This window comes from Natranaerobius trueperi (assembly GCF_002216005.1).
Classification (GTDB): Bacteria; Bacillota; Natranaerobiia; order Natranaerobiales; family Natranaerobiaceae; genus Natranaerobius_A; species Natranaerobius_A trueperi.
Genome location: NZ_NIQC01000046.1, coordinates 1 through 10,102, shown reverse-complemented (window position 1 = coordinate 10,102; position 10,102 = coordinate 1). Strand labels below are relative to the sequence as shown.

7 protein-coding genes and 1 pseudogene are annotated in these 10,102 nt (G+C 34.3%); 7 read left to right on the top strand and 1 reads right to left on the bottom strand.

The window, feature by feature from the left end:
- Positions 1–232 precede the first annotated feature (232 nt).
- On the bottom strand, positions 233–862 hold the full coding sequence (locus CDO51_RS12510) for a flavodoxin family protein (RefSeq protein ID WP_089024565.1): 630 nt from the start codon (positions 860–862) through the stop codon (positions 233–235).
- Between the two features lie 305 nt (positions 863–1,167).
- Between CDO51_RS12510 and gcvPA the strand changes: the two genes are divergently transcribed.
- The 7 genes and pseudogenes from gcvPA to CDO51_RS12475 form a co-directional block, all read left to right on the top strand.
- Positions 1,168–2,568: an aminomethyl-transferring glycine dehydrogenase subunit GcvPA gene (gene gcvPA, locus CDO51_RS12505; protein ID WP_089024564.1), complete on the top strand. Its 1,401-nt coding sequence runs from the start codon at positions 1,168–1,170 to the stop codon at positions 2,566–2,568.
- A gap of 49 nt (positions 2,569–2,617) precedes the next feature.
- A complete protein-coding gene (gcvPB, locus tag CDO51_RS12500; protein ID WP_089024563.1) occupies positions 2,618–4,192 on the top strand; it encodes an aminomethyl-transferring glycine dehydrogenase subunit GcvPB in 1,575 nt (524 codons plus the stop codon).
- 67 nt (positions 4,193–4,259) lie between these two features.
- Positions 4,260–5,381 (top strand): ATP-NAD kinase family protein, encoded by a 1,122-nt coding sequence (locus CDO51_RS12495; protein ID WP_089024562.1) that lies wholly within the window; start codon positions 4,260–4,262, stop codon positions 5,379–5,381.
- 553 nt (positions 5,382–5,934) lie between these two features.
- Positions 5,935–6,786, top strand: coding sequence for a sce7726 family protein (locus tag CDO51_RS12490; protein WP_089024561.1), 852 nt, complete (start codon positions 5,935–5,937; stop codon positions 6,784–6,786).
- A gap of 3 nt (positions 6,787–6,789) precedes the next feature.
- Complete coding sequence (locus CDO51_RS12485; protein ID WP_089024560.1) at positions 6,790–7,719, top strand: sce7725 family protein; 930 nt, start codon at positions 6,790–6,792, stop codon at positions 7,717–7,719.
- Positions 7,716–8,813 (top strand): RES family NAD+ phosphorylase, encoded by a 1,098-nt coding sequence (locus CDO51_RS12480; protein ID WP_089024559.1) that lies wholly within the window; start codon positions 7,716–7,718, stop codon positions 8,811–8,813. The genes CDO51_RS12485 and CDO51_RS12480 overlap by 4 nt, the downstream gene beginning before the upstream one ends.
- A gap of 915 nt (positions 8,814–9,728) precedes the next feature.
- Positions 9,729–10,102, top strand: a pseudogene (locus CDO51_RS12475) (group II intron reverse transcriptase/maturase); the annotation flags it as partial.

Sequence of the window (10,102 nt, the reverse complement as noted above, 5' to 3'; positions counted from 1 at the left end):
AGTTTACCTTGTTTCATCATTTCTCTTACTTGCTTTTTGTCTATTAAATTCATAACGGTGCAAACCTCCCATTCTATTTTTATTATACATCATTTCGGAAGGTTTACACCGTTTATTTTACACTCTCGATTTTAAAGATCTTACATGGCAAATAACAATTTTATAACATTAAAAAACTGGAGTTCTCTTTTATAAAAGAGCTCCAGTTTTTTTATTGATGCATATATTTAGATTATAGATGATTCTTACTTATTTGCGCTTTGACTTTTTCTTTTAGCTGTAAATGTTTTAAAAGTTTTTCCCCAGCTTTATTTGCGTCTTCTAGTACTTTATTATTATTCAATGCTTCACCTGCTTTAAATAGATGCAGTGCCTTAACTGTACTGACTACTCTATAACCTAAAGCTTCTAAAGATTTACTCATCGCTTCAGCGGTAAAGCCCATATCTTCTTCTTTTTCTTGTTCACTTACTGCAATAACAGTAGCATATTTACCTCCAATAGCTTCGTTTAACCCCATCCAAACAGAGCGGTCTTCTTTGTCGAATATTTCAAAACAGTAACATCTATCTATAAAAGCTTTCATATCTGCAGATACATTATAAAAATAGGCAGGTGACCCTAATATAATTGCATCTGCTTCTAAAATATCTGGATATAATTGTTGCATATCATCGTTTATTACACATTTATATGTTTCTTTACAGCCTTCGCATCCAGTACAGTCACTAATATTATAGTCATCTAAGAAAATTAGTTTAGTGTCAATGTTGTTCAGTTTAAAAGGTTTTAAAGCTTCCTGAATTAAAGTGGAAGTATTTCCTTTTTTTCGACGGCTTCCTACAACACCTAGAATTTTCAATTAACTCCCCCCCAAAAAACTATATAATTAGTTATTATCTTTTTATCGTAACATTTTTTTATTTATTAGAAAACTTATCACATAGCATAATTGACTTAGTTATATAGTTATTTTCTTAATATGACAGCCTAATAAAGGCTGTTTTTTATGTAATTAGTCATATAGATTCTTGGTAAACAGTATTATTGATAATAACCTGACGCTTTAGTGTAATAGAAAAGTCTTGTTAGTGAGGTGGTGAATAGCATATAGCGGTTAGGTTATAGTTTTTTTAATTAACTCTTTTCTAAGGGGAGGTATATCAAGTGTCGGAGAATAGGAGAGCTTTTCCTTACATTCCTAGTACTGCTCCGGGGATGAAAGAAAAACTTTTGAACGAAGTTGGTCTTTCGAGTGTGGAAGATATATATCAAGAGATACCAGAAAGGTTACGGTTTGAGGGTCGATTAAATATTCCAGAACCTATTGAATCTGAATATCAGTTAAAGCGACATGTTCGAAATATATTATCTAATAATGAGTCTACAGATGAGTACGTAAGTTTTTTAGGTGGAGGAACTTGGAAACATTATGTACCATCTGTTTGTGACACAATTGCATCGCAAGATGAATTTTTAACTGCGTATGTTGGTGATGCATACGCAGATAAAGGTAAGTTTCATGCTTTATTTGAGTCTTGTAGCATGATCGGTGATTTAGTAGAGATGGATGTAGTTACAACACCCACATATGATTGGGCAAATGCAGTTGCTTTTTCATGTGGTATGGCTGAGAGAATAACAGGTAGAAAAGAAATTATCTTACCTAAAAATATGAGTCCTAGGCGTTTAGAAGTAGTGAAAAATTATGCTAAAAAAGGACTCACTATCAAGTATATAGACTTTGATCCAAAAACTGGCCTATTAGACCTTGATAGTTTAGAACAACAACTTTCTTCTAATACAGCTGCAGTTTACTTTGAAAACCCAACATATATGGGTGTAATTGAAGTACAAGGTCAGAAAATTTCAGATTTGGCACATAATGTAGGTGCAGAAGTGATAGTAGGTGTTGATCCTAGTTCACTCGGAGTTATAGCACCTCCGTCTAGGTATGGTGCAGATATAGTTTGTGGTGATCTTCAGCCTTTAGGAATGCACATGGAATGGGGTGGTGGTTTAGCTGGGTTTATTGCCTCTAGAGATGAAGAAAAATATGTTAGTGAATATCCTACACTGTTATTTGGTGTCACCACTACCCAAAGAGAAGGAGAATACGGATTTGGGCATGTAGCTTTTGAAAGAACTTCTTATGCTCACCGCGAAGAAGGAAAGGACTATATTGGAACTACTACAGCTTTATACGGTATCGTAGCAGGAGTGTATTTAGCCTTAATGGGTCCTAAAGGTATGAAAGAGTTAGGCACAGGAATTATGGAGAGGGTTCACTATGCAACCCAAAAGTTAAATGAAATAGATAAAGTTAAGGTACCTAGGTTAAACGGAGAACCTTTCAAAGAGTTTATAGTTGATTTTAATGATACAGGAAAAACAGTGAGTGAAATAAATAAGCAGTTAAGAAAACGAGGTATATTTGGTGGTCATGATCTAAGTGAGGAATTTCCTTCTATGAAAAATTGTGCTCTTTATTGTATTACTGAGATTCATAGTAAACAAGATATTGACTATTTGGTACACTCTATAGCTGATATTGTAGAAGAGAAATAGCTAGATAGTGTTCAGTTTTAAATATTATGAGAAAGGGGTAGGAGGATTTATGGGTAATAGCCAGACGGGAAAATTAAGAAGAAATTTCCATCAAGCTTGCTGGGACGAACCTATGATTTACGAAATGTCCTCTCCTGGGGTGAGAGGTATATTAGTCCCGGAAGCTGAGCAGGAAATTAAAGATAAAGCTGGTGATGTCACTAAAAAGATCCCAGAGTTTATGAGACGAGAAGAAGAATCAGATCTACCTGAAGTATCACAAAAACATGTATTGATGCATTATAAACATCTAGCTCAAGAAACAATGGGATCTAATATCACTAATGATATTAGTGAAGGAACATGTACTATGAAATATAATCCACGGATTAATGAGGTTTTAGTAAAGGAACCTAAGTTTAGTGAACTACATCCTCTTCAAGACGAAGATACAGTTCAGGGAATCTTAGAAATATATTATCGTATGGAACAAATGTTTTGTGAAATAACAGGTATGGATAGAGCTACCTTCCAGCCAGGTGGAGGAAACCATGCAGTCTATAATGCTGCTAGTGTAGTAAGAGCTTACCATGAGGCTAACGGAGAAGGAGAACAGCGTGATGAGATTATAACTACAATCTATTCTCATCCTTGTAATGCAGCATCTCCAGATACAGCAGGATATAAAGTAATTACTATATATCCTGATGAGAGCGGGTTTCCGGATATAGAAGCTATTAGAGAAGCAGCTTCTGAAAGAACTGCTGCTATCTTTATGACTAACCCTGAAGATATTGGTCTATACAATCCACGTGCTGATGAGATTGTAAAAATCATTAAAGATGTTGGTGGTCTTTGTTACTATGACCAAGCTAATGCCAATGCTTTTTTAGGTATTGCTAGAGCGAGAGATGCTGGCTTTGATATGTGTCACTTTAATGTTCATAAGACCTTAGGAACTCCTCATGGATGTTCAGGTCCTGGAAATGGTGCCTTTGCTTGTACCGAAGAACTAGCTAAATTCTTACCTAAACCTACTGTAGAGTACGATGGAAGTAAGTACTATTTAAATTATAATCGTCCTAATAGTTATGGTAAGGTACGTGATTTCTATGGTACAGCAGGGGTAGTGTTACGAGCATATGCTTGGATTAGAGCTATGGGAGCTGAAGGATTACGAGAAACATCAGAGGTATCAGTTATTAACAATAATTATCTATATGAGAAGTTAATAAAAGAAATCCCCGATCTAGATTATTGCTATAGTGATAATGGTCATCGTAGGCAAGAACAGGTTAGATATACTTGGGAGAAACTAAAAGAAAAAACAGGTATCGGTACAACAGAAATACATGATAGGGTAGCTGATTATGGTGTTCAGCATTATTGGGAAAGTCACGAACCATGGGTGATTCCTGAACCTATGACCCTTGAACCATGTGAGACTTACTCTAAAGATGATCTAGATGAATATATTGAGCTATTAAAGCAGATCACAAAAGAAGCCTATGAAAACCCTGATATGTTAAAGAATGCTCCTCATAGAGCAGCAACTGCTAAACGAAATGATGAGTCCTCTTTAAATGACCCTGATAAATGGGCACTTACATGGAGAGCTTATTTACGTAAACATGGGAAAAACTAGTGATACTTGAATATGTCTATCCCCTCCAAATGAGGAGGGGATAGGTTTTAGGAGTGATTTTATTGGGATGAAAATAGGGCTAATCGTGAATCCAATAGCAGGAATGGGTGGACGAGTTGGTTTAAAAGGAACTGATGGACAGGATATATTAGAACAGGCAATTTCTAAAGGGGCTGTTCCTGAGGCTTCTTTAAAAACAAAAAAAGCTCTTACAAAGCTAGTGTCTCTAGGTGATGATGTAGAGCTTGTGACATATCCTTTAGATATGGGTGAAAACCCTGTTAAGGAAGCGGGTCTATCACCTAAAGTGATAGAAATTGAAAAAAGTACATTACTTGGAAAAACTACACCTGAAGATACAGTTAAAGGAGCTCAAAAGCTATTAGAATATGGTGTGGATCTACTTATCTTTTCTGGGGGAGATGGTACAGCAAGAAATATATATGATGCTATCGGTACTAAGATACCTACTATTGGTATACCTGCTGGTGTAAAAATCCACTCAGCAGTATTTGGAACTTCTCCAGACAGGGCTGGTGAACTTGTTTTAGAATATTGTAAAGGAAACAAGGTACCTGTTAGAGAAAGAGAAGTGATGGATATTGATGAAAAAGCATTTCGTGCTGGTAGAGTATCAGCAGAGTTACACGGTTATTTACAAGTACCAGAGCGAGAGGGGTTAGTACAAAGCTTAAAATCTTCAGGGGGACCAGGTGAAGGTGTAGCCACCACTCATATTGCTGATCATGTGATAGCTTATATGAAAAAGGACACCTATTATTTGATTGGTCCTGGAACAACTACTAGAAGAATCATGGAAAGATTAGGTTTAGATTATACACTACTAGGTGTTGATATCGTTTATAATAACGAGCTAATTTGTAAAGATGCTGGTGAAAGAGAAATATTAGACATTATTTTAGGTAAAAATGCTCATATAGTAGTTACAATAATAGGAGGGCAAGGATATATCTTTGGAAGAGGAAACCAACAATTTAGTCCATCAGTGTTAAAAGAAGTAAAAAAGAGAAATATTACAGTTATTGCTCCTCAAGAAAAGCTAGCTTCTCTAGGCGGTGAGTCATTGCTTATAGATACCGGTGATAGTGATATAAACCACTACCTTTCAGGTTATTATAGAGTAGTGGTAGGCTATGAAAGAGAGATTATGTACCCAGCAAAGGGTTAAAGTTCTCTACCTAAACCTAGATAAAGATTTAACTTTTATTTACCACCAATAATATAGTTAAAAGCCGGGTACCCCCCCCCAGCTTTTTTGCCCGTATGTTAGTTGAGTGGAACATAGCGAGAGAACTGTAGTTGGTCTTTTAGATGGGTAACCTTGTAGTGAAAGTCTGAAAGCATATAAAAAGTTAGAACACATCTATCTAGCAATATAAACCTAATCCATGATACTGAGATGCATTTTAATATTCCCTCCATACAAAGAAAATGAATTAAAGTTAACGGTTAACAAAGGAAAATCTACATAGTTGTGATACACAATTATTATTTATTCCAAGTTCTTGAAATATAACCCCTGCTATAAAGAGGAATTTTTTGAGTTCTTCAAGAATTAATACAGAGAAGAATAATAGGTTTAATTTATATAGGTGATTATTAATTAAATATTTATGAAAAGTTGCTAAAATTTTATTTAATAGAAATTGCAAGGTTGACAATAAGCAAAAAGTTTTACAAATAACCTACAATTAATTTATCTAACTGTGAGGTGAGTTTTTATGGGAGCGAATAATCACCATATGTTAAATCGACTCTTTACCAGAAATACATTAAGTGACTTCCTTAAATTAAAAAAAAGTGATATTTATACTAAATCTGCTAAAACGTACATAAATAATACGCATCTACCAAATAGAACTTTACTTAGAGAAATATATCAATATATGTTTAAACATCACAGAAATGAATATATTTACAAAAACACCTTATTAAATAAGCTTTTGCTAGGAAGACATAGTTTGAATACGACTACTGCGCTAACTGAAGTTCCAGTTGGAAAATCTAAAGCTGATTTTATTCTTATTAACGGTAGCGCTATTGTTTATGAAATAAAGACAGAATTAGATACTTTGGATAGGCTTAATGGACAATTAGAGAACTATTATAAAGTTTTTGACAAAGTTTGCGTTATAACTAGTCCTTCAAATTATGAGAAGGTAAGAGCTATGTTAGATAATTCAAATGTAGGGATCTGTATTTTGACTAATAGAAATACAATCAGTACGAAACGAGAACCTGTTTCAGATACCTCAAAACTTGATCTAGAAGCTATGTTTAAAATATTGAGAAAAGAAGAATTTGAAAATATTATTAAGTCATATTATGGAGATTTACCTCAAGTTAAACAAGTTGAACATTTTAAAGTTTGTCTTAATTTTTTTAAGAATATTGATTTAGACAGTGCATATAAATATATGCTTGCCGAATTAAAAAAGAGAAAAAAAATTCAGGATAATTATTTTAAAGATAGAGTTCCGTATGAAATTAAATTTTTAGTATATTTTTCTGATTTCAAGGAACGCGATTACGAAAAACTGGAACAATTTTTAGATAAAAATTTTGGGGGGTAGTTCATGTATTTACCGTATTTAAGAGGGAGACAATTTGAATTAATAGCGTTGAGAGAATTGTTGGAAAAAGATTTGCTTCACGATAAAATAATTCCAATAGTAGAGCCGGTAAAGTTAACCTCCAGTCTAAATAAAACCTTATCTACTTATACAGAGAAGGCTACAGAAATTGCAGTGATACATAATCCTAAAGTAGGTAGTTTTCACCCATCAGAAGGTAATCGTTTAACTGACAACTACTACTCAATAATATTGAATGATAATATAATAAAAACCCATATAGTGAACTCAGCTTCTGAAGATGAGTTAAATGAACTAGTAAATAATTATAATATAGATGTAAGCGATATTATAACTGTTAATTCAGACCCAGATCATATTAGTACCTATAATAATGTTTTTAGTGATGAAACACCAAGACTTAATCTAATTCCGGATGAAAGGACATTCAGAAGGCAAATAAGGGAAAATAAAGTTATCTTAGATGACAAATTAAATAAACAACCCAGAAATGTCGATTATACTAGAAATGTTGACGAGTTTTTCTCAGATGATCACCTGTTCTACAACGAAGATGGTTACGATGGTTTTTCAGATTTTTCAATAGTTGGCAAAGAATATTCAGAGTCTGGATTTGCTCCACATGCAGTTGTTGTTCATATTACTTATTTTGATGATGATTGGAATTTACGTATATATCATTTTGTATCCGATTCAAATGAAGATTTTCGAGACCCCGCAGGAAAGTTTTATGAAGCGCTTAAAAAACTTACCAATTGGAAAAGTGACAAAGATATTAGTACATTTGGGTTAGAAGAATTTGAGAAACATTATCAAGAAGGAACGTACCCAGGTTTAGGAGTAGTAAAGAAACTTAGTATTATGCATCATATTGAATTAGTGGGTCAATTTTTTGAGGAGAATAACTTATGATTTTATGTGAAAAATGTTTTAAAGATTATGAGGTTAAAGCGATGATTCATGAAACAGGGAAAAAGGGAGATTGTGAGGTTTGTAATTCTAAAAATATCAATATTTATAATACGCAAAAAGATATTTATTTAAAGGAGCACTTTGAAGCGCTAATTGATATATATTATGTAAAAAGCGTTTTGCCTAATGAATATCCAACTGATCATTTAAGGTTTGTAAAAGAAGAATTAAAAGAGAACTGGAATATATTTTCATCATCATTGGATGTATATGATATTGATAATATGATTAAGGAAATATGTAGTGAAAAATTTATACAAGAACCAGAAATATTTGAAGAAAAAGTAGGTATCCCTCAATTAGCTCAAAAAGATTATCTACAAAAACACTCAATTGTAGGCGAGTACTCATGGGAAGATTTCGTACAATCTATAATGCGTAAACAAAGGTTTCATACTAATTTATTTAATACAGAAGTATTAAAGTTGTTTTTTCCTTATATAGAAAAAAATTATAAAAAAGGAACTATATTTTATAGAGCACGGGTATCTGACAAAGCTGGATATTCAATCGAAAAAATGGGGGCACCTCCTGATGAATTAGCAACAGCGGGACGTGCAAACCCCGAAGGTATAAGTTTTTTATATCTAGCAGATAGTGTGGAAACAACATTATACGAGATAAGAGCGGGATTGTTTGATTACGTATCAGTTGGAAGGTTTGAGTTAAAAGAAGATATTAATGTTATTGATCTAACTTCTATTGATGGCATTAGTGCTTTTTCTAATTTTGATTTTCTTACGAAGCATGCAATTAATAGAGACCATTTAAAAAAGATTAACAATGAGATTGCTAGACCGCTGAGAAGAAATGATAGTTATCTAGAGTATTTACCGACACAATATATTTGTGATTATATAAAAAGCATTGGGATAGATGGAGAGAGAAAGTATCAATATCAAGGTATAGAATATAAAAGTACCATGAACGATAGTGGTTACAACCTAGCAATATTTGATGAAGATCTTTTTGAGTGTATAGATGTTAATAACTATGATGTACATAAAATAAAATATTGGTATGATAAGACGTAGGTAAAAAATCAATGCTAGGAAACAATAAATATTATTCTTAAATAGAAAATTATAAGTTTTATCGTCATTATTAAATCCGATAGACAACAAGTTACAGGGAACTTATCCCTCTTGTAGTGGGTTTACGAAAATTCTCCGGTAGGTCGTTATGTTGAAAAATATTAACATATAGATGTATATTAGCCCTTATTACACTTGCTGATTAAGAAAATTATTTGTAAAGTAAATAGGTACAAAAGTCGAGTTTCTTAGTTGAAGCTGTAAATGACATGAATTTATTAATGTACTAAGTTGCATGTAATTTTCATACCTCATTGACATACCACTATAATAAAGTTGAAAATGAAATAATAGAGAAATTATTGAGGTCATTGCTTATAAAAATAATGCTAAATTTGAAATTAAGATGTGTGAATAATTAATAGCTCGGAGAAGAGTGTAACTCTTCTCCGAGCTATTTTCAGTTTGCCCTGCATGGGCGGTAGCTAGGCGGTGAAAGTCCGCTACAGGCTTGGTGGTAGGAACTGTTAGCAAATGGCAAGGGCGTCCATCGTGAGGTGGAGTCTGAAGGAAGCCTAATGTAAACTCTCGGTCTGACGAAGAGAAACCACATACAAGGCATACGTGGGGTGGATGAGTGTGCATATCAACACAAAGTCCAATACCACCCGAACCCCACGGTGTAAATGTGGCAGATGTATGAGAGGAAAGGTACCGTTCTTAACAGAGGAGGTCTTACGGGGGTTGCCGACAAGAGGGTTTAACCAACAACCCACAGCGACAAATCGTGCAGTGATGCACGGTTGAACCGTAAGAAGTCAGCCGAGGTCATAGTACCGGATACGGGAAGGACCGAACAATGGTAGTCTTTTAAACTAGAGAGAAGGTGAGATAGTGCAAAGAGAGCAGAAAACTGTGAAAACAGGCTACCCTTGCGAGGGTATGGTGGAACCAGAGAGTACCAAGGGAGCGCGGAGTACTAACTCACTGGAACCTAGCGAGGAAGACGGTGCAGAAAGTTTACTTGATAAATTACTACACACAGGAAATTTAAATGCAGCTTACAAAAGAGTAAAGCAAAACAGAGGTGCAGCAGGTGTTGACGGGATGACAGTCGATGAGTTAATGCCATATCTAAAAGAGAACAAGGATGAATTTCTAGAGAGTTTGAGAAGTGGGAAGTACAAACCCCATCCAGTCAGACGAGTAGAAATACCTAAACCTGATGGTGGGGTAAGACTTCTTGGAGTCCCAACAGTCGTGGACCGCATGGTCCAACAGGCACTAGT